General features: G+C 61.2%; 21 protein-coding genes and 1 pseudogene. 16 read left to right on the top strand and 6 right to left on the bottom strand.

Features of this window, described 5'->3' with window-relative positions; translation table 11 throughout:
- The first annotated feature begins 15 nt into the window (after positions 1 to 15).
- Both rimB and rimK read left to right on the top strand, forming a co-directional pair.
- Positions 16 to 495 (top strand): retropepsin-like aspartic endopeptidase RimB, encoded by a 480-nt coding sequence (rimB, locus tag HV782_RS02345; RefSeq protein WP_007917936.1) that lies wholly within the window; start codon positions 16 to 18, stop codon positions 493 to 495.
- Positions 492 to 1,397 carry a 30S ribosomal protein S6--L-glutamate ligase gene (gene rimK, locus HV782_RS02340; protein WP_007949201.1) on the top strand — a complete coding sequence of 302 codons (906 nt, stop codon included), beginning with the start codon at positions 492 to 494 and terminating at the stop codon, positions 1,395 to 1,397. The genes rimB and rimK overlap by 4 nt, the downstream gene beginning before the upstream one ends.
- An 84-nt stretch (positions 1,398 to 1,481) precedes the next feature.
- On the opposite strand, the gene HV782_RS02335 is transcribed toward rimK, so the two are convergent.
- Together HV782_RS02335 and ompR are read right to left on the bottom strand one after the other, a co-directional pair.
- Complete coding sequence (locus tag HV782_RS02335) at positions 1,482 to 2,795, bottom strand: ATP-binding protein (RefSeq protein ID WP_123470551.1); 1,314 nt, start codon at positions 2,793 to 2,795, stop codon at positions 1,482 to 1,484.
- Positions 2,796 to 2,909: 114 nt separating this feature from the next.
- Entirely contained in the window at positions 2,910 to 3,650 is a 741-nt protein-coding gene (ompR, locus tag HV782_RS02330) for an osmolarity response regulator transcription factor OmpR (RefSeq protein ID WP_123470549.1), read from the bottom strand.
- Between the two features lie 358 nt (positions 3,651 to 4,008).
- On the opposite strand from ompR, the gene HV782_RS02325 reads away from it, so the two are divergent.
- From HV782_RS02325 to tauD, 7 genes are all read left to right on the top strand, one after another.
- Complete coding sequence (locus HV782_RS02325; RefSeq protein WP_123470548.1) at positions 4,009 to 6,333, top strand: Tex family protein; 2,325 nt, start codon at positions 4,009 to 4,011, stop codon at positions 6,331 to 6,333.
- Positions 6,333 to 6,716, top strand: coding sequence for a PaaI family thioesterase (locus tag HV782_RS02320; RefSeq protein WP_007917925.1), 384 nt, complete (start codon positions 6,333 to 6,335; stop codon positions 6,714 to 6,716). The genes HV782_RS02325 and HV782_RS02320 overlap by 1 nt, the downstream gene beginning before the upstream one ends.
- 213 nt (positions 6,717 to 6,929) lie before the next feature.
- Positions 6,930 to 8,513: a glutamate--cysteine ligase gene (gshA, locus tag HV782_RS02315; protein WP_186748679.1), complete on the top strand. Its 1,584-nt coding sequence runs from the start codon at positions 6,930 to 6,932 to the stop codon at positions 8,511 to 8,513.
- Between the two features lie 786 nt (positions 8,514 to 9,299).
- Positions 9,300 to 10,277, top strand: a complete 978-nt coding sequence (tauA, locus tag HV782_RS02310) for a taurine ABC transporter substrate-binding protein (RefSeq protein ID WP_123470544.1) — start codon at positions 9,300 to 9,302, stop codon at positions 10,275 to 10,277.
- Positions 10,278 to 10,293: 16 nt separating this feature from the next.
- Positions 10,294 to 11,088: a taurine ABC transporter ATP-binding subunit gene (gene tauB, locus HV782_RS02305; RefSeq protein ID WP_123470543.1), complete on the top strand. Its 795-nt coding sequence runs from the start codon at positions 10,294 to 10,296 to the stop codon at positions 11,086 to 11,088.
- Positions 11,085 to 11,918, top strand: coding sequence for a taurine ABC transporter permease TauC (gene tauC / locus HV782_RS02300; protein ID WP_123470541.1), 834 nt, complete (start codon positions 11,085 to 11,087; stop codon positions 11,916 to 11,918). Before tauB ends, tauC begins: the two co-directional genes overlap by 4 nt.
- 144 nt (positions 11,919 to 12,062) lie before the next feature.
- Complete coding sequence (tauD, locus tag HV782_RS02295) at positions 12,063 to 12,905, top strand: taurine dioxygenase (RefSeq protein ID WP_128614681.1); 843 nt, start codon at positions 12,063 to 12,065, stop codon at positions 12,903 to 12,905.
- Positions 12,906 to 13,103: 198 nt separating this feature from the next.
- Here tauD and mgrA read toward each other — a convergent pair whose 3' ends face one another.
- Together mgrA and HV782_RS02285 are read right to left on the bottom strand one after the other, a co-directional pair.
- Positions 13,104 to 14,141, bottom strand: coding sequence for an L-glyceraldehyde 3-phosphate reductase (gene mgrA / locus HV782_RS02290; RefSeq protein WP_007917913.1), 1,038 nt, complete (start codon positions 14,139 to 14,141; stop codon positions 13,104 to 13,106).
- Between the two features lie 109 nt (positions 14,142 to 14,250).
- Positions 14,251 to 15,549, bottom strand: a complete 1,299-nt coding sequence (locus HV782_RS02285) for an LLM class flavin-dependent oxidoreductase (RefSeq protein ID WP_186748046.1) — start codon at positions 15,547 to 15,549, stop codon at positions 14,251 to 14,253.
- On the opposite strand from HV782_RS02285, the pseudogene HV782_RS02280 reads away from it, so the two are divergent.
- Positions 15,517 to 15,774, top strand: a pseudogene (locus HV782_RS02280) (substrate-binding domain-containing protein); the annotation flags it as partial. The gene HV782_RS02285 and the pseudogene HV782_RS02280 overlap by 33 nt on opposite strands.
- A gap of 188 nt (positions 15,775 to 15,962) precedes the next feature.
- Positions 15,963 to 16,223, top strand: a complete 261-nt coding sequence (locus HV782_RS02275) for a hypothetical protein (protein WP_123470533.1) — start codon at positions 15,963 to 15,965, stop codon at positions 16,221 to 16,223.
- A 24-nt stretch (positions 16,224 to 16,247) separates the two neighbouring features.
- Here HV782_RS02275 and betT read toward each other — a convergent pair whose 3' ends face one another.
- The gene (gene betT, locus HV782_RS02270) at positions 16,248 to 18,209 is read right to left on the bottom strand and encodes a choline transporter BetT (protein WP_177490504.1); all 1,962 of its coding nucleotides are present in this window, start codon (positions 18,207 to 18,209) and stop codon (positions 16,248 to 16,250) included.
- Between the two features lie 402 nt (positions 18,210 to 18,611).
- Positions 18,612 to 19,538 (bottom strand): serine O-acetyltransferase EpsC, encoded by a 927-nt coding sequence (gene epsC, locus HV782_RS02265; protein WP_123470529.1) that lies wholly within the window; start codon positions 19,536 to 19,538, stop codon positions 18,612 to 18,614.
- A gap of 190 nt (positions 19,539 to 19,728) precedes the next feature.
- Here epsC and HV782_RS02260 point away from each other — a divergent pair, with 190 nt between their 5' ends.
- The 5 genes from HV782_RS02260 to HV782_RS02240 all read left to right on the top strand — a co-directional run bounded on the left by HV782_RS02260 (position 19,729) and on the right by HV782_RS02240 (position 24,825).
- Positions 19,729 to 20,733 carry a D-cysteine desulfhydrase gene (locus HV782_RS02260; protein WP_186748047.1) on the top strand — a complete coding sequence of 335 codons (1,005 nt, stop codon included), beginning with the start codon at positions 19,729 to 19,731 and terminating at the stop codon, positions 20,731 to 20,733.
- Positions 20,734 to 21,366: 633 nt separating this feature from the next.
- Complete coding sequence (gene tcyJ / locus HV782_RS02255) at positions 21,367 to 22,167, top strand: cystine ABC transporter substrate-binding protein (RefSeq protein WP_186748048.1); 801 nt, start codon at positions 21,367 to 21,369, stop codon at positions 22,165 to 22,167.
- Positions 22,167 to 22,832, top strand: a complete 666-nt coding sequence (tcyL, locus tag HV782_RS02250) for a cystine ABC transporter permease (RefSeq protein ID WP_186748049.1) — start codon at positions 22,167 to 22,169, stop codon at positions 22,830 to 22,832. The genes tcyJ and tcyL overlap by 1 nt, the downstream gene beginning before the upstream one ends.
- A gap of 4 nt (positions 22,833 to 22,836) precedes the next feature.
- Positions 22,837 to 23,586: an L-cystine ABC transporter ATP-binding protein TcyN gene (gene tcyN, locus HV782_RS02245; protein WP_123470521.1), complete on the top strand. Its 750-nt coding sequence runs from the start codon at positions 22,837 to 22,839 to the stop codon at positions 23,584 to 23,586.
- Between the two features lie 474 nt (positions 23,587 to 24,060).
- On the top strand, positions 24,061 to 24,825 hold the full coding sequence (locus HV782_RS02240; protein WP_128615941.1) for a hypothetical protein: 765 nt from the start codon (positions 24,061 to 24,063) through the stop codon (positions 24,823 to 24,825).
- Positions 24,826 to 24,924 lie beyond the last annotated feature (99 nt).

Genomic DNA, 24,924 nt, shown 5'->3' with positions numbered 1-24,924 from the left:
TGTTGGTTTTTTCCATTGAAGACATTTGACCATTTGACCGTTGTCGGTCTGCGCGAGTGGGTGGCGCTCCCGGATCTGGGAGTTGCGGGCCTGCGCGCAAAAATCGACACCGGTGCCAGCACCTCCAGCCTGCACGCCACCGACATCGAACCGTTCGAACGCGACGGCGAGAAGTGGGTGCGCTTCACCGCGCACCTCGGCACGGTGGTGCAGTTGCGTCACCGGCGTTGCGAAGCACCGCTGGTCACGCGCAAAACCATTAAAAGCTCCAACGGCCATGCCCAGGTGCGCTACGTGATCAGCACCACCCTGGCCTTGGGCGATCGGGTCTGGCCGGTCGAGTTCACCCTCGCCTGCCGCAAGTCCATGCGCTATCGCCTGTTGCTCGGTTCCAAAGCCCTGATCGATGGCCAGCTGGTGGTCAATCCGGGCATCAAATATGTACAAGACAAGCCGGTGTTCCCGGTATCTACCTCCTCCACAGGTGTTGCATGAAGATCGCTGTGCTGTCGCGGAACCCGCGTCTGTATTCCACCCGCCGTCTGGTCGAAGCCGGAACCGAGCGCGGGCATGAAATGGTCGTGATCGACACCTTGCGCGCCTATATGAACATCGCCAGCCACAAGCCGCAGATCCATTATCGCGGCAAACCGCTGGAAGGCTTCGATGCGGTGATTCCGCGGATCGGGGCGTCGGTGACGTTTTATGGTTGTGCGGTGTTGCGCCAGTTCGAAATGATGGGCGTGTTCCCGCTGAACGAGTCGGTGGCCATCGCCCGTTCGCGGGACAAACTGCGCTCGCTGCAACTGCTGTCACGGCGTGGCATCGGCTTGCCGGTGACCGGGTTTGCTCACTCGCCGGATGACATTCCCGACCTGATCGACATGGTCAACGGCGCGCCACTGGTGATCAAGGTGCTGGAAGGCACCCAGGGCATCGGCGTGGTGCTGTGCGAAACCGCAACGGCGGCGGAGTCGGTGATCGAAGCATTCATGGGCCTGAAGCAGAACATCATGGTCCAGGAATACATCAAGGAAGCCGGCGGTGCGGACATCCGCTGCTTCGTGGTCGGCGACAAGGTGATCGCGGCCATGAAGCGTCAGGCCAAGCCGGGGGAATTCCGCTCCAACCTGCATCGCGGCGGCAGCGCCAGCCTGATCAAGATCACCCCGGAAGAACGCATGACTGCCTTGCGTGCAGCCAAGGTCATGGGCCTGGCGGTGGCGGGTGTGGATATTCTGCGTTCCAATCACGGGCCGCTGGTGATGGAGGTGAACTCCTCGCCTGGGCTGGAAGGGATCGAGACCACCACGGGCAAGAACGTGGCGGGGATCATCATCGAGCACCTTGAGAAGAACGGCGGGCCGAACATGACCCGCACCAAAGGCAAGGGCTGAAAAGCAGCTTCGAGCGGCAAGTAAAAAACACTTTTGCTTGCCGCTTGCCGCTTGCCGCTTGCCGCTTGAAACTCGCCGCTGCTCCTATACCGCATCCCGAGGAAGCATCAATCCCAACGGCAAGCGTACTCGCGCCTCCAGCCCTCCCCCGGAGCGATTGCGCAGCTCGACATTGCCGCCATGCATCGAAGCAATCCGCTTCACAATCGCCAGGCCCAGCCCGGTGCCTTTGCCGCCACGGGCGCGGTCGCCACGGGTGAACGGGTTAAAGATGGCTTCAAGCTCCGCAGGGTCGATGCCCGCGCCACGATCCATCACGCTCAGGACCACGTACGGCGCGCTGGTGTCGCCGGACACATACGCCGCCACCTCAACACTGCCGCCCGCATGGTTCAAGGCGTTGCCGATCAGGTTGTTCAGCAGGCGCTTCATCGAAACCCGCCGCAGCGGGAATGGCTGGATCGGCTCCAGACGCAAACGCACCTTCTCTTCATTCTGGTTGTAAGGTGCTGCCACCTCACGCACCAGATCGCTGAGATCCACCTCCTCCACTGACTCATCGCGGCCATCACGAATGAACGCAAGGAACTGGTCGAGAATCGCGTCCATGTCTTCGATGTCGCGCACCATGTCGTCGGTCAGGTCGTTATGATCCCCCATCAACTCCAGCGACAGGCGCAGGCGCGTCAGCGGCGTGCGCAAGTCGTGAGAGACACCGGCCAGCATCAGTTCACGCTCACGTCCCGCCTGTTCGACGTCTTCGGCCATCTGGTTGAAGGCGCGATACACCTCAGTCATTTCACTCGGCGTGTCGCTGATCGGCAGACGCACGCTGCGACCCTGGCCCAGTTGCCGGGCGGCGTACACCAGGCGCTTCAACGGCTGGTTGAGCTGGCTGACGAAAATCCACGCCGAGGCGGTCGACAACAAACCGATGGCAAGGAACCAGCCGAGCACGTTCCAGATTTTCTGACCACGCAGCGGGTGTGGATACAACGGCACTTTCAGCCAGCCATCACCGAGGCTCGGCGCACGCACCCACAGCGCTGGCGGCGAGTGCATGCGTAAACGCACTTCGGTGTCGGCACCGAGCTCAGCCTGCATCTGGCGCTGGTAGATCTCGCTGTACGGCCAGTGCTGTTCGCCTTCCGGCACACCGGCACCGACCACCCGGATCAAGGTCGCGGCATCGGCGATTTTTGCGCGGTTTTCCTCGTCAGCCGCCCAATAGGCGCGCAGCGTCAGGGCGACGCCGTGGCTGTATTGGCGATCCACCAGCACGTCCTCGTTCATCAGCAGATAAACCAGAGTCAGCGCCTTGGAAAACAGCACGACGATGAGCACCAGCCAAAGGGTGCGGGAGAAGAAACTTTGGGGGAACCAGACAGGGGTTTTCATCAATAACCGCTACACACTTGCAGGAGCGAGCAATGCTCGCATATTGCGGATTGCGAGTCTGCGGGAATGGCCGTTCGACCCGCCCCCGGCAGACCCGCTCCTACAAATCACCGATCACTTGGTGGCGGCACCATCCGGCACAAACACGTAACCCACGCCCCAGACAGTCTGGATGTAGCGAGGCTTGGACGGATCGGGTTCGATCATCCGGCGCAGACGGGAGATCTGCACGTCGATGGAACGCTCCAGCGCATCCCACTCGCGGCCACGGGCCAGGTTCATCAGTTTGTCGCGGGTCAGGGGCTGACGTGCGTTCATCACCAGCGCCTTGAGTACCGCAAACTCACCGGTGGTGAGCATGTGCACTTCATCGCCGCGTTTCAGTTCGCGGGTAGCCAGCGACAACACGTAATCACCGAAGGTGACGTTTTCATCTTCGCTGCCCGGTGCGCCCGGGACCGGTGCGGCCTGGCGGCGCAACACCGCTTTGACGCGCGCCATCAGCTCGTCCGGGTTGAACGGCTTGGCCAGGTAATCGTCGGCGCCCAGTTCCAGGCCCTTGATACGGCTCATCTCATCGCCCTTGGCGGTGAGCATGATGATCGGAATCTGATTGTTCGCGGCCCGCAGACGGCGGCACGCGGTCAGGCCGTCTTCGCCCGGCAGCATCAGGTCGAGGACCACCAGATTGAAGACTTCACGCGACAGCAGACGATCCATCTGCTCGGTGTTCGGTACGGTACGGGCGCGGTAGCCCTTGCTGACGAAAAAACGTTCCAGCAGGCTGCTCAGACCCGGATCGTCGTCAACAATAAGAATTTTTTCGCCTTCAGCATTATTTACAGTGCTGCTCATTGGATGCTCCTTTTAGCTCGGCGCGCATTATGGCGTAGCTGCCGTTATACGCACCGTGTGCATTGTTAGCAGATTTTTCCTTCACTGCCAGAAAACCGGGGTTTATGCCTACAGACTGCTACACCCCCGAATGACAGAACGCTGGTTATAATGCGCGGCGTTTTGTGCCAGGCAACGTCTGAATCGTTACCGCAGGTGGCCGCGATTTTTTCCGGACCGGCGCAGTAATTGTTCGATTTCACGGGTCAATGGGGAGCCTTTTGACCCAGGCAGCGGCAATTTTCTAGCCGCTCAACCAGACTCCGGGCCTTTATTTCCGTGCCTGCGAGCCTGCTTTCACACTATGTCAGGTGGTTTTATGGACAGCATCAACAGCCGCATCGCCGAGGAACTCGGCGTACGCCCGCAACAGGTCGAAGCGGCCGTCGCGCTACTCGATGAAGGCTCTACCGTTCCCTTCATCGCCCGTTACCGGAAAGAAGTCACCGGCAGCCTCGATGACACCCAGCTGCGTCATCTGGAAGAGCGTCTGCGCTACCTGCGAGAACTCGACGAACGGCGCATCAGCATCCTCGCCAGCATCGAGGAGCAAGGCAAACTCACCCCGGCCCTCGAACGCGATATCAAACTCGCCGACACCAAGACCCGCCTCGAAGACTTGTACCTGCCGTACAAGCAAAAGCGCCGCACCAAGGGCCAGATCGCCCTGGAAGCCGGCCTCGGCGAGCTGGCCGACGGCCTGTTCAACGACCCGAATCTGTCCCCGGAAGCCGAAGCCGCACGTTTTGTCGATGCCGAAAAAGGCGTGGCCGATGTGAAGGCAGCGCTCGAAGGCGCCAAGTACATCCTGATGGAGCGCTTCGCCGAAGACGCCAGCCTGCTGGAAAAACTGCGCAACTACCTCAAGCAGGAAGCGACCATCAGCGCTCGCGTGATTGCCGGCAAGGAAGAAGAAGGCGCCAAGTTCCGCGACTACTTCGAGCACGACGAACCGCTGAAAAGCATGCCGTCGCACCGTGCACTGGCGATTTTCCGTGGCCGCAACGAAGGCATTCTCAGCTCCGCGCTGAAAGTCGGCGACGAACTGCCGGGCACCATGCACCCGTGCGAGGGCATGATCGGCCAGCAATTCGGTATCCAGAACCAGAACCGCCCGGCCGACAAATGGCTCGGTGAAGTGGTGCGCTGGACCTGGAAGGTCAAGCTCTACACCCACCTGGAAACCGACCTGCTCGGCGAACTGCGCGACGGCGCCGAAACCGAGGCGATCAACGTCTTCGCCCACAACCTGCACGACCTGCTGCTGGCCGCGCCGGCCGGCCCGCGTGCCACGCTGGGCCTCGACCCGGGCCTGCGTACCGGTTGCAAGGTGGCCGTGGTCGACTCCACCGGCAAGCTGCTTGACCACGCCACGGTTTACCCGCACGTGCCGCACAACAAATGGGATCAGACCATCGCCATTCTGGCCGCGCTGTGCGCCAAGCACTCGGTGGACCTGATCGCCATCGGCAACGGCACCGCCAGCCGCGAAACCGACAAGCTGGCCATCGAGCTGATCAAAAAATACCCAGCAATGAAAATGACCAAGGTCATGGTTTCCGAAGCGGGTGCATCGGTGTACTCGGCGTCGGAACTGGCGGCCAAGGAATTCCCGGATCTCGACGTGTCGATCCGTGGTGCAGTATCCATCGCCCGCCGTCTGCAGGATCCACTGGCAGAGCTGGTGAAGATCGACCCGAAATCCATCGGTGTCGGCCAATACCAGCACGACGTCTCGCAACTGAAACTGGCGCGCGGGCTGGATGCGGTGGTCGAGGACTGTGTGAACGCCGTTGGTGTCGACGTGAACACCGCCTCGGTGGCACTGTTGGCGCGGATCTCCGGCCTCAACGCGACCCTGGCGCAGAACATCGTTGCCCACCGTGACGAACACGGCGCATTCAAAACCCGCGCGGCACTGAAGAAAGTCGCACGTCTGGGCGAAAAAACCTTCGAACAGGCGGCCGGTTTCCTGCGCGTGATGAACGGTGACAACCCGCTGGATTCCTCGGCGGTTCACCCGGAAGCCTATCCGCTGGTGCAACGCATTGCCGCTGAAACCGACCGCGACATTCGCTCGCTGATTGGCGATGCCGCGTTCCTCAAGCGTCTGGATCCGAAGAAATTCACCGACGAAACCTTCGGTCTGCCAACCGTCACCGACATCCTGCAAGAACTGGAAAAACCGGGTCGCGACCCGCGTCCGGAATTCAAGACTGCCGAGTTCCAGGAAGGCGTCGAAGACCTGAAAGACCTGCAACTGGGGATGATCCTCGAGGGCGTCGTGACCAACGTGACCGCGTTCGGCGCATTCGTCGACATCGGCGTGCATCAGGACGGTCTGGTGCACATCTCGGCACTGTCGGAGAAATTCATCAAGGACCCACGCGAAGCGGTGAAGGCCGGTGACGTAGTGAAAGTGAAGGTCATGGAAGTCGACATCCCGCGCAAACGCGTCGGCCTGTCGATGCGCATGAGCGACACCCCGGGCGAGAAGATCGACGGTGCCCGTGGTTCGCGTCCGGGCTCGGCGCCGCGCCAGTCTTCGGGCAACGCGCCACGCAAGGAATCCGCTCCTGCCGCGCCGGTGAACAATGCGATGGCCTCGCTGTTCGCCAACGCCAAGCAGTTGAAGAAACGCTGATGGAGATTCCGGCCGGGCTCGTCGAGAGCGCGTTTTTCAAGCTGTTGGGCTGCCGCCTGCACAGCCTGGAAACCGGGGTGGCGCAAGTCGCCCTGGTGCTGGAACCGGAACTGCGCAACCGTGGCGGCAAGTTGCACGGTGGCGCGCTGTTCAGTCTGGTCGACATTGCCATGGGGCTGGCCTGTTCCAGCACCCACGGCTTCGATCAGCAGAGCGCGACCATCGAGTGCAAGATCAACTACATCCGCGCCGTATCCGACGGCGAGGTGCTGTGCACGGCCCGGGTGATCCACCCGGGCCGCCGCACATTGGTGGTCGAAGCCGACGTGATGCAGGGCGACAAACTGGTCGCAAAAGCGCAAGGCACGTTCGCTGTCCTGTAGCTACTGGTCATCAATTTGAGTTAATTTCGGCGCTGTGTCTGCGGCGTCGAACTTTTCCGCACGCGCAATAGCCAGATTCAAGGAGTGAAGTTGGCGATCGGCACGGGCCTTTACGGCTCAAAAACCAGGCGAAAACGCCAGTTTCAACTTCACCCTTGTAGACCGTCCTGCCCACCCCCATATTGGGGCGACTGACGCGTGAAGGAATCCAAATTGAGCGAACTTCTCAACCGCCGCCTGGCTCTGCTCGGCGAGCGCGCCAACCTCTCTCTGCTCGAACAGTGCCTTCACGGTATCGAACGTGAATGCCTGCGCGTGACCAGCGAAGGTCGACTGGCGCAAACGCCGCACCCGGAAGCCTTGGGTTCCGCGCTGACCAATGAACAGATCACCACCGACTACTCCGAGTCGCTGCTGGAATTCATCACGCCCGCCCTGCCCGACCCGGCAGACACCCTGGCGAGCCTGGACAAGATTCATCGCTTTGCCTACAGCAAGCTCGGCAACGAGTACCTGTGGAGTCCGTCGATGCCGTGCCCGTTGCCGGCCGAGGAAGACATCCCGATCGCCTATTACGGCACCTCCAACATCGGGCAGCTCAAGTACGTTTATCGCAAGGGCCTGGCCCTGCGCTACGGCAAGACCATGCAGTGCATTGCCGGGATCCACTACAACTTTTCCCTGCCGGAAAAGCTCTGGCCGCTGCTGCGCGAAGCCGAAGGTTTCGTCGGCACCGACCGCGATTTCCAGTCATCGTCCTACATCGCGCTGATCCGCAACTTCCGTCGCTACAGCTGGCTGCTGATGTACCTGTTCGGTGCCTCGCCGGCGCTGGATGCAGGTTTCCTGCGCGGTCGTTCGCACCAGTTGGAACAACTGGACCCGGACACCCTGTACCTGCCGTACGCCACCAGCCTGCGCATGAGCGACCTCGGTTACCAGAGCAACGCCCAGGCCGGCCTGACGCCGTGCTACAACGATCTGTCGAGCTACACCGACAGCCTGCGCAAGGCCGTGGCCACGCCGTACCCGCCGTACGTTGAAGTCGGCACGCACAAGGATGGCGAGTGGGTGCAGCTCAACACCAACATCCTGCAGATCGAAAACGAGTACTACTCCAACATCCGCCCGAAACGCGTGACCTACACCGGCGAACGGCCGATCCAGGCGCTGATGGCCCGTGGCATCCAGTACGTCGAAGTGCGTTGCCTGGACATCAACCCGTTCCTGCCGATGGGCATCGACGTCACCGAGTCGCGCTTCCTCGACGCGTTCCTGCTGTACTGCGCGCTGAACGACAGCCCGTTGCTGACCAACACCTCGTGCGGCAATGCCACTTCGAACTTCCTCAGCGTGGTCAAGGAAGGTCGCCGACCGGGCCTGCAATTGCAGCGCGACGGACAGCCGGTCGAGCTGAAGACCTGGGCCGCCGAGTTGCTGGAACAGATCGCGCCGCTGGCCGCCCTGCTCGATCAGAGCCACGGCGGCGATGCGCACAGCAAGGCACTGGATGCGCAACTGGCCAAGGTCAGCGACCCATCCCTGACCCCGTCGGCGCAGGTGCTGGCGGCGATGGCCGAGCACAAGGAAAGCTTCGCGCAGTTCTCCCTGCGTCAGAGCCAGGCCCATGCCGAGTTCTTCCGCAGCGAGCCGTTGGCGGCGGAAGATCAAGCGAAGTTTGAGGAGCTCGCGCGTTCGTCGCTGGCGGCGCAGGCTGAGCTGGAGCAGAACGAGGTTGGGGATTTCGACGTGTTCGTCGGTTCGTATCAGGCGAGCATTCTGGCGATCAGCAATTAAAAGCCCCTCACCCTAGCCCTCTCCCAGAGGGAGAGGGGACTGACCGCGTTGTTGATGCGAAGTGCGCCGACCTGAAATACCGCGTCGAACTCAGGCCTTGAAAAGCACAGAGATCGGCCCCCTTTCCCCTCGCCCCTCTGGGGGAGAGGGGACTGACCGGGTGGTTGATGCGAAGTGCACCGACCTGAAATACCGCGTCGAACTCAGGCCTTGAAAAGCACAGAGATCGGCTCCCTTTCCCCTCGCCCCTCTGGGGGAGAGGGGACTGACCGGGTGGTTGATGCGAAGTGCGCCGACCTGAAATACCGCGTCGAACTCAGGCCTTGAAAAGCACAGAGATCGGCTCCCTTTCCCCTCGCCCCTCTGGGGGGGATAGGGGACTGGCCGGGTGGTTGATGCGAAGTGCGCCGACCTGAAATACCGCGTCGAACTCAGGCCTTGAAAAGCACAGAGATCGGCTCCCTTTCCCCTCGCCCCTCTGGGGGGGATAGGGGACTGACCGGGTGGTTGATGCGAAATGCGCCGACCTGAAATACCGCGTCGAACTCAGGCCTTGAAAAGCACAGAGATTGGCTCCCTTTCCCCTCGCCCCCTTGGGGGAGAGGGCTGGGGTGAGGGGGCAAAGATCTAATGTCGAACGAATAACTCCGAAACGCCCACAAACTCCCCCGCTCTTAGATTTTTCCGCTCATAAGCTCATTCTAAAAAGTTATTTATTTTTAGATTCTTAGATCATTTAGTCTCCTTTCACGCCGAACCTCGGTAGCCTGATATGGAGCACTCCCCATGAAACTGAATTTCCCGCTGCGCCTGCTGGCCGTGGCCTCTCTGGCTGCCGCGAGCTTTCTGGCGCAGGCTGCCGACCTCACCGTCGCTTACCAGACCACCGTTGACCCGGCAAAAGTTGCCCAGGCCGACGGTGCTTACGAGAAGGCCACCAAGGCCGACATCAGCTGGCGCAAGTTCGACAACGGCGCCGACATCATCGCCGCCATCGCCTCCGGTGACGTGCAGATCGGTTACCTCGGTTCCAGCCCACTGACTGCAGCGATCACCCGCAAGGTCCCGGTGGAAACCTTCCTCATCGCCACCCAGATCGGCGCCGCCGAAGCGCTGGTCGCCCGCGACGGTTCCGGCATCAAGAGCCCGCAGGATCTGGTCGGCAAGAAAATCGCCGTGCCGTTCGTGTCCACCGGTCACTACAGCCTGCTCGCGGCGCTCAAGCACTGGAACATCGACCCGTCGAAAGTCACCGTACTCAACCTCGCGCCACCAGCGATCATTGCTGCGTGGAAACGCGGTGACATTGACGCCACTTACGTTTGGGACCCGGCACTCGGCGTCGCCAAGGAAAACGGCAAGGTGCTGATCACCTCCGGCGAACTGGCCAAGTTTGGCGCGCCGACCTTCGATGCGTGGATCGTGCGCAAAGACTTCGCCGAGAAGCACCCGGAAATCGTCAGCGCATTCGCCAAGGTCACCCTCGACGCCTACGCCGACTACCGCAAGGATCCGCAAGCCTGGCTCGCCAACCAGAGCAATGTCGACAAACTGGTGAAGCTCTCCGGCGCCAAGGCCAGCGACATTCCGCTGCTGCTGCAAGGCAACGTCTACCCGCTGGCGGCGGATCAGGTGATCACCCTCGGCGCGCCGACCACCAAGGCCATCACCGACACCGCCGCGTTCCTCAAGGAGCAAGGCAAGGTTGAAGCCGTGCTGCCGGACTACGCGCCGTACGTCAGCGCCAAATACATCACCAACTGATCGGGAGTTAACTGCGATGGCCTTGCTACAGCTGGAGCGCATCAGCGCACAGTATCCCGGCAGCCCGGACCCGGTGCTGGCGGACATTTCCCTGACCCTCGGGCCTCAGCAGTTGCTGGTCGCCCTCGGCCCGTCCGGCAGTGGCAAGACTTCGCTGTTGAACCTGATTGCCGGTTTCGTCGAGCCCAGCGCCGGGCGCATCACCCTCGACGGCGTGCCGGTCAAAGGCCCGAGCGCCGAACGCGGCGTGGTGTTCCAGGACGACGCCCTGCTGCCCTGGCAGGACGTGCTGGCCAACGTCGCTTTTGGTCTGGAACTGGCCGGCGTCGCCAGGGACAAACGCGAAAAGATTGCCCGTGAAATGCTGACGCTGGTCGATCTCACAGGGTTTGATAGCCGCCGTATCTGGCAACTCTCCGGCGGGCAGAAACAGCGCGTCGGCCTGGCCCGCGCCCTCGCCGCTGACCCGCGTGTATTGCTGATGGACGAACCCTTCGGTGCCCTCGACGCCTTCACCCGCGAACAGATGCAGGAGCTGTTGCTGCAAGTCTGGCAGCGCACCGCCAAACCGGTATTCCTGATTACCCACGACATCGAAGAAGCGGTGTTCCTCGCCACTGACCTGATTCTGCTCGCGCCGAATCCGGGGCAGATCGTCGAACGTCTGCACCTGGATTTCGGCCAGCGTTACGCCGCCGGTGAGTCCGCCCGAGCGATCAAATCCGACCCGCGTTTTATCGAAACCCGCGAGCACGTGCTGAGCAAAGTGTTCTCGCAACGCAGCGCCGTTCAGCGGCAGGAGCGCGCATGAGCAGTTACGACGTTTCCGCTGCGGCGGTGAAACCCCCTTCGGTGGCGATTCCCGTGCGGCGCAGCCTCAGCACGCGCTGGATCAGCCTGCTGACCTTGTTCGCCTTGCTGGTGCTCTGGTGGGCGGTGACCGCCAGCGGTTTGATCGAACCGCTGTTCCTGCCACCACCGTCCGCCGTGCTGCAAAAAGGCTGGCTGCTGGCGACCACCGGCTACATGGATTCAACCCTGTGGCAGCACTTGGGCGCGAGCCTGAGCCGCATTGGCCTGGGCCTCGGTTTTGCGATTCTGACCGCAGTGCCGGTGGGCATTGCCATCGGCGCCAACCGTATCGCCCGTGGCGTGCTCGATCCGCTGATCGAGTTCTACCGACCGATTCCGCCACTGGCTTATCTGCCGCTGATCGTGATCTGGTGCGGCATTGGCGAGTTGTCGAAAGTGCTGCTGATCTACCTGGCGATTTTCGCCCCGATTGCCATCGCGACTGCGACCGGCGTGCGCACTGTCGACCCGGCGAAACTGCGTGCTGCGCAGTCGCTCGGCGCCACTCGCGCACAACTGATTCGCCACGTGATTTTGCCCAGCGCCCTGCCGGACATTCTGACCGGTGTGCGCATCGGTCTGGGCGTCGGCTGGTCGACACTGGTCGCCGCCGAATTGATCGCCGCCACCAGTGGTTTGGGCTTCATGGTGCAGTCTGCTGCGCAATTCCTGGTCACCGATGTGGTGGTGCTGGGGATTCTGGTGATCGCCCTGATCGCCTTCGCCATGGAAATGAGCCTGCGCGCCCTGCAACGCAAACTGGTGCCGTGGCACGGCCAGGCGCACTGAAGTCGCCCTTTTAAATCCTTGCAGGAGTGAGCCTGCTCGCGATTGCGGAGTGTCAGGCTATGGCTGTTGTGTATGACAAACCGCTATCGCGAGCAGGCTGGCTCCTACAAAAAGCTCTATCCCCCGAATTCGAAGAGTAAGACCATGAGCAGCCTGACCATCACCCCCTTAAGCTCGGCCCTCGGCGCACAGATCAGCGGCGTCGATGTCAGCCAGCCGTTGAACCTGGAACAGCGCGACGCCATCGAGCAGGCGCTGCTCCAGTATCAAGTGCTGTTCTTCCGCAACCAGCCGATCGAGCCGCAGCAGCAGGCACGCTTCGCCGCGTACTTCGGTGATCTGCACATTCATCCGATCTACCCGAACGTGCCGGAGCAGCCGGAAGTGCTGATCCTCGACACCGCCGTCACCGACGTGCGCGACAACGCGATCTGGCACACCGACGTAACCTTCCTGCCGACCCCGGCGATGGGCGCGGTACTCAGCGCCAAGCTGTTGCCGGCGTTTGGCGGCGACACTTTGTGGGCCAGCGGAATTGCCGCGTACGAAGCACTCTCGGCGCCGATGAAAAGCCTGCTAGAAGGGCTGACCGCCACTCACGACTTCACCCGTTCGTTTCCGCTGGAGCGCTACGGCAACACGCCGCAAGCGCTGGCGCAGTGGGAAGAGGCGCGGCGCAAGAACCCGCCGCTGTCGCACCCGGTGATCCGCACCCACCCGGTGAGTGGACGCCGTTCGTTGTTCGTCAACGAAGGCTTCACCTCGAAGATCAACGAGCTGTCGGAAACCGAGAGCGAGGCGATTCTGAAGTTCCTGTTCGCGCACGCGACGCGGCCGGAATTCACCATTCGCTGGCGTTGGCAGAAGGACGACATTGCGTTCTGGGACAACCGCGTGACGCAGCATTACGCGGTAGACGATTACCGCCCGGCGCGGCGGGTGATGCAGCGGGCGACGGTGTTGGGGGATGTGCCGTTCTTTCGCTGAGCCGTTTTAACAGCCAAAAGCCCCTCACCCTGACCCTCTCCCGGAGGGAGAGGGTCAGGGTGAGGGGCTTTAGAGGTACGCCGACTTGATATTGCCTTGCTGAATCCATAGTCGAACCAGTTTTTCAGGTCGATGTATGGCTACAGACACCTCGGTCGGCGCCCTCTCCCTCTGCGAGAGCGCTGATGTGAGGGTGACTCACTCCGCCGTCGAAGGCTTCTCCCAAAGATTGATCCCGCCCTCCTGGGCAAACCGGTCAATCTCCGCCAGCTCTTCAGCACTGAAGCTCAGGTTCTTCAACGCCCCGACGTTCTCGATGATCTGCTCTGGCCGGCTCGCACCGATCAGCGCCGAGGTCACCCGTGGATCACGCAGGGTCCAGGCCAGCGCCAGTTGCGCCAGGCTCTGGCCGCGACGCTTGGCAATCTCGTTCAGTGCGCGCACGTGCGCGATGTTCGCCTCGGACAAGTGCGAGGCCTGCAGCGAACCACCGCCCGGACGATTGACCCGCGCATCCGCCGGCACGCCGTTGAGGTATTTGTCGGTGAGCAGACCTTGCGCCAACGGAGTGAAAGCGATGACCCCGGTGCCGAGTTCGTCGGTGGTGTCGAGCAGATCCTTTTCGACCCAGCGATTAAGCAGGTTGTACGCCGGCTGATGAATCAGCAGCGGTACTTTCCACTCTTTGAGCAGCGCGGCGATCTCGCGGGTTTTCACCCCCGAGTACGACGAGATGCCGATGTACAACGCCTTGCCCTGCTGCACGGCAGTGGCGAGGGCGCTGGCGGTTTCTTCCAGCGGGGTGTCCGGGTCGAAACGGTGCGAATAGAAGATATCCACATAATCCAGGCCCAGGCGCTGCAGGCTCTGATCGAGGCTGGCCAGCACGTATTTGCGCGAACCGCCGCCCTGACCATATGGCCCTGGCCACATGTCCCAACCGGCCTTGCTGGAGATGATCAGCTCGTCGCGGTACTGCTTGAAATCTTCACGCAGCAGGCGCCCGAAATTGATCTCGGCGCTGCCGTACGGCGGGCCGTAGTTGTTGGCGAGGTCGAAGTGGTTGATCCCCAGGTCGAATGCGGTGCGCAGCAAGGCGCGCTGGGTGTCGATCGGCGTGCTGTCGCCAAAGTTGTGCCACAGGCCCAGCGACAACGCCGGCAGCACCAGACCGCTGCGGCCGACGCGGCGGTAAGGGATGGAGTCATAGCGGTTTTCGGCAGCGGTGTAAGTCATCGAATCCTCTCTTGTCTGTCTTGAATGGGTGTCGACTTCTTCGCGAGCAAGCTCGCTCCCACAGGTAAATGCATGCCAGATGTGGGAGCGAGCTTGCTCGCGAAGGGTGCTACACAAATCTATTGCCGGGACGGGCAAGGCCCAGGTTCTGGCGCAATGTCCGTCCCTCATACTCGGTTCTGAACAGCCCACGCCGCTGCAGTTCCGGAACCACGCCATGGGCAAAGTCTTCCAGCCCGCCCGGCAGGTGCGGCACCAGCACATTGAAGCCATCCGCCGCGCCCTGCTCGAACCATTCCTGCAAGCGGTCGGCAATCTGCGCCGGCGTGCCCACCAGGCTGTAATGCCCGCGCCCGCCAGCAATTTTGCGACCGAGTTCGGCGAGGCTCAGGTTCTCCCGACCTGCCAGTTCAGTGAGCAATTTCTGCCGGCTCTGCTGACCGCTTTCCGTCAGTGGCAATTCCGGCAGCGGGCCGTCCAACGGGTACTTCGACAAATCGAAGTTGCCCAGCATACGCCCAAGCAAGGCGACGCCAACCTCCGGTTCGACCAATTGCTGAAACGTTTCACACTTTTCCTGCGCTTCGGCTTCCGTTTGCCCGACGACGACAAAGACCCCCGGCATGATTTTCAGCGAATCGGCACTGCGCCCGTACTTCGCCAAGCGGCCTTTGAGGTCGGCGTAAAACGCCTGCGCGCCGGCCAGCGAGGTCTGCGCGGTGAACACCACCTCAGCGGTCTGTGCCGCCAGTTCACGCCCGGTCTCGGAAGAGCCGGCCTGCACGATCACCGGTTGCCCCTGTGGCGAGCGCGCCACGTTCAGCGGGCCTTTGACCCGAAAGTGCTCGCCGACGTGCTCCAGCACATGCAGCTTCGCAGGGTCGTAATACTCACCGCTGGCCTTGTCGCGGTGAAAGGCGTCGTCCTCCCAACTGTCCCAAAGCCCGGTGACCACTTGATGAAATTCCCGCGCGCGGCTGTAGCGCTCGGCGTGGCCGATGTGTGCGTCACGCCCGAAGTTCAGCGCTTCGGCGGCGTTGTCCGAAGTCACCAGACTCCACCCCGCACGCCCGCCGGACAGGTGATCGAGCGAAGCGAATTTACGCGCCACGTGGTACGGCTCGTTGTAGCTGGTGGTCGCTGTGGCGATCAGGCCGATGTGTTCGGTCACCGCACTGAGGGCCGAGAGCAGTGTCAGCGGTTCAAAGTGATCGGAGCGGGCCATGCGACTGGCGATGTTTTGAGTCGGCGCGGCAACGCTGTCGGCAACGAACAACGTGTCGAATCTGGCCGCCTCGGCAATCTGCGCCAGACGCTTGTAGTGAGCGAAATCCAAACCGGCATTGGCCGGCACCTGCGGGTGACGCCACGCGGCGACGTGGTGCCCGGTGGCCTGCTCGCCGGGCAACGCGCCGGCCTCAAGATCCCCGAAGACTGCGCTGTACTCGGCTTCGGTGATTACCCGTTCGCCGAGATGCTGTTACCGAGCCTGAGCACGATCAAACCGCCGGCACTGGAAATCGGCGTGCTGGCGGCAACGCGGGTATTGGAAAGCCTTGGGGTGTTGCCGAGTGATGATGTGCAGCGCCTGAATTTATTGCAGTGCAAGGTGATCGAGCGCGAGAGCACCTGATGAAGTTGGCGGGGGCTGGATTGGCTATGCTCTAAAGGGCACCGAGGTGGCCCTGTCGCGAGCAGGCTCACTCCTACAAGGAATGCGGTTGGCCACAGGATTTGTGCGCAGCCGCGTTCACTGCAGGAGTGAGCCTGCTCGCGATAGAGGTCCATCAGGCGAAATCCATCTACCAGGCAGAACCCGCCATGCACACCGCCATCATCATTTTCTTCGGCCTGGTCCTGCTCGCCCTGATGCTCTACATCGGCGAGCGTGTTGGCTTCAGTCGGCAGACCATGGCCTACGGCTTCGCCGCGCTGTGGCTGGCGTTGACGGTGATCAATGGCGCAGTGGGGGTGGTGCATGCCGGGCAGTCGCCGGGGTCGGAAATAGCGATTGGCAGTGCGGTGTTCGGGGTGCCGATGGCGGCGATGGTGTTGTTCATGGTGCTGAGCGCCGGGTCGTAAAACGTCCCGGCGCTCGGCTCACGATCAACGCACCAGATGCAGGAACTGCATGTGGCGTTCGTACTGGTCGAGGATGTCGTTGATGATCTGCTCCTTGGTGTAACCCACCAGATCATAGTCCTGACTGCCCTCGCTCAGGTGCACTTCAGCGCGGTAGTAGCGGCGGTTGTTGAGTTGCTTGGACCCCATGCCACCGCGCGCAAACGACGGCGTGAAATAGCCGCGCATCTGCACTTGATAGATGAACGGATGCAACTCGCCATGGCCGATTTCCAGGCTGACGTTGTCATGCGCCGGATCTGGCTGAGTGACCACGTTCAGGCCTTTTTCGACAAACACCGCCGTCACCTCCTCAATCGCCGGGCGCACCGTGGTGTCCATGAAGCGGTACACCTCGTCGCGTGACGGGAAGTGCACAGCCTGGCTCAGGCGCTGACGCCAGCCACCCTTGCCACGCCGCGAACCGGATACCGGCGCCAGCGAATGCAGTTGCGCGATCTGTTTCTGCGACTCCAGATAGAACGCCTTGTGCAGGCCCCACATCATCAGCAGCAGGATCAACGAGAACGGCAACGAGGTCAGCACCACCGCCGACTTCAGCGCATCAATGCTGCCGGAGAACAGCAGCGCACTGGTGATCAGCGCCGTCATCGCGCCCCAGAACACCCGCAGCCATTTCGGCCCGTCTTCATCGGGGTTACCACCCTTGGCCGACAGGGTCGAGAGCACCACAGTGCCGGAGTCGGCCGAGGTGACGAAGAACACAAAGCTGATGAACACCGTCACGGCGATGACGGTCTTGCTCCACGGGTAGGTTTCCAGCAGCAGGTACAGGGTCATCGACGGGTTGTCGATGGCCGACATGCCCAGCGCACTCATGCCGTGATTAAGCACCTGATCCAGCGCGCTGTTGCCGAAGATCGACATCCACGCCAGGGTGAAACCGAGCGGAATCAGCAGCACGCCGAAGACGAATTCACGGATGGTCCGGCCACGGGAAATCCGCGCAATGAACAGGCCCACGAACGGCGACCACGCGATCCACCAGGCCCAGTAGAACACGGTCCAGCCGCCGAGCCAGTCGCTTGGCTTGTCGTAGGCGTAGAGGTCGAAACTCTTCATCGGCAAGGCGCCGAGGTAATCGCCGAGGTTCTGGATCAGGGTGTTGAGCAGGTGCTGGGTAGGGCCGGCGAACAACACGAACAGCAGCAGCGCACAGGCCAGCAGCATGTTGATGTCGGACATGACCCGCACGCCTTTATCGACACCGGAAACGGCAACGATGATCGCCGCGCCCATCATCAGTGTGATCAGGCCGACCTGAATCCACTGGGTATGGGCGATGCCGAACAGGTAGTCCAGTCCGGAGTTGAGGTGCAGCACACCAAAACCCATGTCGGCACCCAGGCCGAACACCGTGGCGATGATGCCGAAGCCATCCACCGCATAGCCGATCGGGCCGTTGATGCGTTTGCCGATCAGCGGGTACAACGCCGAGCGCAGCGCCAGCGGCAGGTTATGCCGGTAGGCAAAATACGCGAGGGCCATGCCGACGAAGGCAAACACGCCCCAGCCATGCAGGCCCCAGTGCAGAAACAGAATCTGCATCGCCTGCCGCGCCGCTTCGGCGGTGCCGGCCTCGCCCTGTGGCGGTTGCAGCATGTGGGTCAGCGGTTCCGAGACGCAAAAGAAAAACAGCGTGATGCTGATCCCGGCAGCGAACAGCATGCCGGCCCAGGACAGGTAACTGAATTCGGGCTCGTCGTGGTCGGCACCGAGTTTGATCTTGCCGTAGCCGGATAACGCGGTGACCACCACGAAGACCAGATACAGCGTCATCGCGAGCATGTAATACCAGCCGACCGTATTGGCCGCCCAGTTTTGTGCCGCCAGCAACCAGGCTCCAGCCTGCTCCGGCATGGCAATGACAACGAGACCAAACAGCAGAATGACCGTCGCGGCGAAGTAGAACACCGGCGGATTCATGCGTACCAGACCGCTGGCGGGGGTGGACGATGCACTCATGAACGGTGCACCTCGAGGGGTTGAAACGTGGCTGAAATGATCGGACTCAGCAAAGGCAAGCCTCCTGTTGTGAGCGGGCAGCGAACCACCGGTTTAACTTGAATGAACGTTCAAGTTAAACATGGATAGGGCGCTAAGGACTAATCGCACGGCCAAGCGGTAGTTTTCCTACGCTAGCTCAAGGAGAGGTATGACGCTGGTTTGAGGGGATTCGTTCACTGGAGAATTGGCTGAATGCCATTATCCCGATTCGGTCTGAAAACCATTCGCGAGCAAGCTCGCTCCCACATTCGAATTGCATTCCATGGTGGGAGCGAGCTTGCTCGCGAAGAGCTCAGCAACCGCGAAGCAAATTCCAGAAGCTTACTTCTGCGTCCCGTCATCATGCTGCAGATTGGCCTGGGTCAGATTGCACCCCGCCGGCACACTGCGGGTCAGCCAGACGTTGCCGCCGATGGTCGAGCCCTTGCCAATGGTGATCCGCCCGAGAATCGTCGCCCCGGCGTAAATCACCACGTCGTCCTCGACAATCGGATGGCGTGGATGGCCCTTCTGCAACTGCCCGTCTTCATCTGCCGGGAAGCGCTTGGCGCCCAGGGTCACCGCCTGATAGATCCGCACGCGTTCGCCAATGATCGCGGTCTCGCCGATCACCACACCCGTGCCGTGGTCGATGAAAAAACTGCGGCCAATCTGCGCGCCCGGGTGAATGTCGATACCCGTCGCTGAATGCGCGATTTCCGCGCTGATCCGCGCCAGCAGCGGCAGCCCGGCGCGATACAAATGGTGCGCCAGACGATGGTGGATCACCGCCAGAATTCCCGGATAGCACAGCAGCACTTCATCGACGCTGCGCGCCGCCGGGTCGCCGTGATAGGCCGCCAATACGTCGGTGTCGAGCAACGCGCGCAGGTCCGGCAAGGCCAGGGCGAAGTCCTGAATAATGCGGATCGCCTGCTGCTCCACGTCGCGGTCATCCTGCGCGCTGTGCCGGGCGACGTAGCGCAACTCCAGCCGGGCTTGCGCCAACAGCGCATTCAGCGCCGTGTCGAGGGTGTGACCGACGTAGAAGTCTTCACTCTCCTCACGCAAATCCACCGGCCCCAGGCGCATCGGGAACAATGCGCCACACAGCGCCTCGAGAATCTCCGCCATCGCCGCGCGGGACGGCAACTCGCGACCACCCTGCTCGCCGGAGGCCCGGCCATTTTGTGCACGCCACTGATCCCGCGCACTGCGCAGTTGGCTGACGATGGTCTGCAGTTGCCAATGGCTGGAACGCTCGCTCACGGTAAAGACTCCTCACGGGCGGCCGGACGGTCTGGCCGCGTTAACGGCGACTACTTTACGGCAAGGCCACGATGACGAATTAAGAACCGATAGTGCTGGCCTAAGCACGTTTGGCTATAAGCGATTGACGGTTGCCCCGGTAAAACCGCGTGCCTATAGTCCTTCCATCTTCCTCCGCCAGTACGGAACCATGTCCACACAACCGATCAAACACCAGCTGGAACGCTTCAACCGCCTCAACCTGCTCGGTCAACCGACCCCACTGGAAAAACTCGAACGCCTGTCCGCCTGGCTCGGGCGTGACGTGTACATCAAGCGCGATGATTTGACGCCGCTGGCCATGGGCGGCAACAAGCTGCGCAAACTCGAATACCTCGCCGCCGATGCCCTCGCCCAAGGCGCCGACACGCTGATCACCGCGGGCGCCCTGCAATCGAACCACGTGCGCCAGACTGCGGCGCTGGCGGCGAAACTCGGCCTCGGTTGCGTGGCCCTGCTGGAAAATCCGCTGGGCACCGACGACGGCAACTACACGGGTAACGGCAATCGCCTGCTGCTGGATCTGTTCGACACCAAGGTCGAGCTGGTCGACAACCTCGACAACGCCGACGAACAACTGGCCGCCCTCGCGGTGCGCCTGCGCAGCAACGGCAAGAAACCATATCTGGTGCCAATCGGCGGCTCCAATGCCCTCGGTGCGCTGGGCTACGTGCGTGCCGGCCTGGAACTGGCCGAACAGATCAAGGACACCGGCCTCGATTTCGCCGCCGTCGTGCTGGCCTCGGGCAGCGCCGGAACTCATAGCGGGCTGGCGCTGGCATTGAGCGAAGCCCTGCCGCAACTGCCGGTAATCGGCGTGACCGTTTCGCGCAGCGAAGAAGATCAACGCCCAAAAGTGCAGGGGCTGGCCGAGCGCACGGCGGACCTGTTAGGCGTGAAATTGCCAGAGAACTTCAAGGTCGAGTTGTGGGACGAATACTTCGGCCCGCGTTATGGCGAGCCAAACGCCGGGACCTTGTCGGCGGTGAAGCTGCTGGCAAGCCAGGAAGGCCTGCTGCTCGACCCGGTATACACCGGCAAAGCCATGGCCGGTTTACTGGACGGCATCGGCCGCCAGCGTTTCAACGATGGCCCGATCATATTCCTGCACACCGGCGGCGCCCCGGCATTGTTTGCCTATAAGGATTTTCTGTAACGGAAAGATAAAAAGATCGCAGCCCCCAGCAGCTCCGAAAGAAATAAGCCCCCCACAAGGACCGAACCACCCAATAGGCCGAGTGTCAGCTCGCCTGCTCTTGATCTTGATCTTCAGGCCCCTTCGGCAGGCTGAGTGGAGGGATTCATCCGGGGGGCAGGCGCGCAGCGCCGTGCGGCGAAGCCGCATACATCGAGAGGAGGTGCAGCGAAGCAAACCGGAGGCGATGCCCCCGGATGGATCCCGGAGCGAAGGAACCCCGAGCCTTAGCGAGCGGGCCGAACGCTGGGGCAAGCCTTTTTTTGCTTACTTTTTTGAGGCGTTTGTCAAAAAAGTGAGTCGCCGTAAGGGCGAAACCGCCAGCCGCCCCCCCAAAAAAACGGATATACACCCAAACCCCAAAAACATGGTCGGCCCAGAGGCCGCCAAGCCCCAAAACCCATATTCGATTAAGGAATAACAATTTATAGATTAAGTATTTTCAAGTCTAAACAAACCATCATATAGTCTCGCCGCAGGCGAATTTCGCCAGAGACGCATAAGCTGCTTTAGGGCACGATACCGCAGTCGCTCGAATCACGAATTCGCCAACTTTCCTTAAGCGTCTTCCATAAGAAAACACAGGGGCTTGTCATGAATTTTTCCGCACTACGTCGCAATCTGCTGGTAGGTTCGCTGGGCCTTGCACTGAGCGCCGGCCTGATCAGCCAGGCAACAGCCGGTGAACAGCTGCAGCAGATCAAGGATAAAGGCGTTATCAACGTCGGCCTGGAAGGCACTTACCCACCGTTCAGCTTCGTCGACGAGAACGGCAAGCTCTCCGGTTTCGAAGTCGAACTCTCCGAGGCACTGGCGCAGAAGCTGGGCGTCAAAGCCAAGATTCAACCGACCAAGTGGGACGGCATCCTTGCCGCACTGGAGTCCAAGCGCCTGGACGTAGTGGTCAACCAAGTGACCATCTCCGACGAGCGCAAGAAGAAGTATGACTTCTCCGAGCCGTACACCGTTTCCGGGATTCAGGCATTGGTCCTGAAGGACAAGGAAGCTGCGCTGAACATCAAGACAGCCGCCGACCTGAAAGGCAAAAAAGTCGGCGTCGGCCTGGGCACCAACTATGAACAGTGGGTCCGCGCCAACGTGCCGGGCGCTGATGTGCGCACCTATGACGATGATCCGACCAAGTTCGCCGACCTGAACAACGGTCGCACCGACGCCATCCTGATCGACCGTCTGGCCGCACTGGAATACGCCAAGAAAGCCCCGAAAACCGTCGCCGCAGGTGAAGCCTTCTCCCGTCAGGAGTCCGGCATTGCCCTGCGCAAAGGCGAGCCGGAACTGCTGGCAGCGGTGAACAAGGCCCTCGACGATCTGCGTGCCGACGGCACTCTGAAGAAACTGTCCGAGAAATACTTCAACGCTGACGTCACGAAATAATGGAAGAAGCTTTCCAACTCGCACTGGATTCCGCGCCCTTCCTGCTCAAGGGCGCGTATTACACAGTCATCCTCAGCCTGGGCGGCATGTTCTTCGGCTTGCTGCTGGGCTTTGGCCTGGCGTTGATGCGCCTGTCGCGCTTCAAACTGGTGAGCTGGATTGCCCGCATCTACGTGTCGTTCTTTCGTGGCACGCCGTTGCTGGTGCAATTGTTCGTGATCTATTACGGCTTGCCGCAAATGGGTCTGGAACTGGATCCGCTGCCGGCGGCCCTGATCGGCTTCTCGCTGAACATGGCCGCTTACGCCTGTGAAATCCTGCGCGCCGCGATCGGTTCGATCGAACGCGGCCAATGGGAAGCGGCTGCGAGCATCGGCATGACCCGCGCGCAGACCCTGCGCCGGGCCATCCTGCCGCAAGCGATGCGCACGGCCTTGCCGCCGCTGGGCAACAGCTTTATTTCACTGGTCAAGGACACGGCACTGGCCGCCACCATTCAGGTGCCGGAGCTGTTCCGTCAGGCGCAGCTGATTACCGCCCGGACGTTCGAAGTCTTCACCATGTATCTTGCCGCCGCGCTGATCTACTGGATTCTGGCCACGGTGCTGTCGCACCTGCAGAACAAGCTGGAAGAGCGGGCCAATCGGCACGACCAGGAGTCCTGACCCCATGATTGTCGTAGAGAAACTGACAAAGCAGTTCAAGGGTCAAGAGGTGCTCAAGGGCATCGATCTTGAGGTCAAGGAAGGCGAAGTCGTGGCCATCATCGGCCCCAGCGGTTCGGGGAAAACCACGTTTCTGCGCTGCCTGAACTTCCTTGAGGAACCCACCAGCGGCCGGATCAAGGTCGGCGCTATCGAAGTCGATACCAGCCGCCCGCTGAGCCAGCAGCAAAGCCTGGTGCGCACCCTGCGCCAGCACGTGGGCTTCGTGTTCCAGAACTTCAACCTGTTCCCCCATCGCACCGCTCTGGAAAACGTCATCGAAGGGCCGATCGTGGTCAAGAAGATGCCGCGCGAGCAAGCCATTGCCCTGGGCATGAAGCTGCTGGCCAAGGTCGGTCTCTCCGGTAAGGAAGACGCTTACCCGCGTCGTCTGTCCGGCGGCCAGCAACAGCGCGTGGCAATTGCCCGGGCACTGGCGATGGAGCCGGAAGTGATCCTGTTCGACGAGCCGACCTCGGCCCTCGATCCGGAACTGGTCGGTGAAGTACTGGCGACCATCCGCGGCCTTGCCGAGGAGAAACGCACCATGGTGATTGTCACCCATGAAATGGGCTTCGCCCGTGATGTGGCCAACCGTGTGGTGTTTTTCGACAAGGGTGTGATCGTCGAACAGGGTGAAGCCAAAGCGCTGTTTGCCAACCCGAAAGAACAACGCACCCAACAATTCCTCAGCAAGTTCCTCAATCACGCCTGATAACTTTCAACGCATGATTCTTAAACTTCCACGGATGGAAGTTAACTTTACCCCGCCCTCGACAACTTCAAAAAATCTTATAAATCCCGCCTGCCATACGCGGCCTGCTTATATGTTCTGCAAACATTATTGTTCGCGTTCACGCCATCCTTCGCCGAAGGACAACGTTCGAATAAACCCGCGGCAAAACCTGCAGAAACTCCTTGGTTCTGTGGCCCTATTCACTATCGAACCTAGGCATAGGGATTCGTCAGCGTAGGAAATTTCTGAATAATCGGTAATTCACGAATTAACTAACTCACTCTATTGACACCCCCTCCAGCACGTTCTTATCTAGTCACCAATCAGCCTCACTTAGTTAAATAACCCCGTATTCAAACTGAACAAAAGCGCACCGCTTTATTGCCAGTTGATTCACGCTTTTTTGTTCTTTCAGAAACGGACTTCGCTGCAGGATTTCAAGGAGAGAAAACGATGACCCGCACTTCGCATACCCCCGAACTGGCAGCCCCGATTCTGGCGCCAGCGCAAAAAACCGGCATCAATCTGGCCGCAGCGGCCCACCTGCTGGTCAATGTGTCGCCCTACCCCGACATGGATTGCGGCGATCTGATCGAGTTGTTCTGGAACAAATGCTATGTCGCCTCGAAGGTGCTGACCGGCGAAGACGTCGGTGCCGTGGTCAGCCTGCGGGTGCCGGAGAGTTTCATTGCCAATGGCATCGCACGCATTCACTACCGGGTAATGCAGGTCGGCCAGGGGCCGGCGTTGTCGGCGCCGACCCGGGTGCAGGTCAAGCTCGACTGCCCGGGCGGCGAGCCTTCGACGCTGTGCGGCGACGAAAACCAGCAACTGGCACCGGTGACGATCCCCGACACCATTCGCCGCCAGGGCGTGAACCCGAATCAGATCAAACGCGGTGTGCCGCTCACCATCGAGCCTTACCTGAACATGGCCGAGGACGATGCCATCACCTTGCGCTGGGGGGATGTGCGCATGGATCTGGCACCGATTACCACAGCGGATGTCGGGCTGCCGATTCAGGTCTGGGTGCCGCCGGCGGTGATCGTTGAAGCCGGGGAGGATCTGCGGCTGGATGTGACGTATTGCATCCTTGACCGGGTCGGCAACAACTCACGCTGGGCGCCGCCACGGACGTTAAAGATCGGCTGCGTGAATCCTTACCTCAAGGTGCCTCTCAACCCGGAACTCAAGGTCGCCGAATCGCGCACAGACTGAACACACAGCCCTTGTGGCGAGGGCGCTTGCTCCCGCTCGGCTGCGCAGCAGGCGCAAAACCGACACGACGGTTTAGCTGAAGGGAACAGCTGTGCAGGT

The organism is Pseudomonas monsensis (assembly GCF_014268495.2).
Lineage (GTDB): Bacteria > Pseudomonadota > Gammaproteobacteria > Pseudomonadales > Pseudomonadaceae > Aquipseudomonas > Aquipseudomonas monsensis.
The sequence above is the reverse complement of the archived record's forward strand: the minus strand, read 5'-3'. Positions and strand labels throughout refer to the sequence as shown.